Here is a 958-nt window from a genome sequence, read left to right on the forward strand (position 1 = left end):
CCGCCGCGGTGGCGGTATCGGCGTTGCGGCAATGTGTGCCGGCGGTGGCCAGGGTGGCGCCGTCGTCGTCGAGGTCTGACGAGTTTCGTCACGCCGAACGTGCTCTCACGGCGGGATTTCAGCGATTTTTTCGCCCTGAGAGCACGTTCGGCGCATCTCAGTTGCAGAACGTGTAGCCGATGAATTCGGTTTCGCGGGGGTTACTGGGCGAGTAGTTGACGTAGTGCACCGCCGGCATCCCGTTGTACTGGGCGTCGATCTGTTGCGCGTTGGGCGGCGGGACGTCTTTGGGGAAGGCCAAGATCATGTCGCCGAAGATCTTGAGGCCGAGCTGACAGATGGCATCCGTGCGTGGCTTCTGCGCATTCCACGCGTGAACAACGACGGGTTCCGTGAGTTGGGAGCCGGTGGCGCAATTCGGATCGCACAACTTGAAAACGGCGGTGCCGGTTCCATCGGCACCCTGTGGTCCCCACGAACTCCACGACATGTCTTGCAGCGCAACGGCAACGCTGGCGCAGCCCAGGACATTGAGCTTTCTTGGACGCGCGCTCGGTAGGACCGCCGGGTTGTAGCAGCCCGGAATGGCGTAGCTGTCCGGTGGCAGCGGTAATTGGTTGGACTGGGCCGGCGTGCTGTGCTGACCGCCGGTCAGTTTCACGCCTGCGAAGATCAGCGCGCCGACCACCAGAAGGGCCACGACGATGACGATCACCGTTAGGCGCCCCCGCCGCAGCCCGCTCAATGAAGAGACGTCGCCGCTCACGTTCTCCAGGTTATGTCAGAAGTTCTACGCGGGGCGACGAGTCGCCGAACATCGTCGCACGGTAAATTTGGTCAACGCTACCAACATAGGGAAGTATTGAGACGCCCGCCAGGTTAGGAGTAACCGATGAATGACCACGCACTGGCCGCGCGCCTGGCCACCGAGGCGGGGCAGCTGTTGCTCGGGGTGCGG

At 62.9% G+C, this 958-nt stretch carries 1 protein-coding gene; it reads right to left on the reverse strand.

All coding sequences use genetic code 11. The annotated features are described in order from the left end of the window. Positions 1 to 157 precede the first annotated feature (157 nt). A complete protein-coding gene (locus ACZY0B_RS27715) occupies positions 158 to 712 on the reverse strand; it encodes a hypothetical protein (RefSeq protein WP_463767418.1) in 555 nt (184 codons plus the stop codon). Positions 713 to 958 lie beyond the last annotated feature (246 nt).

This window comes from Mycobacterium sp. IDUB_19, from assembly GCF_055419445.1.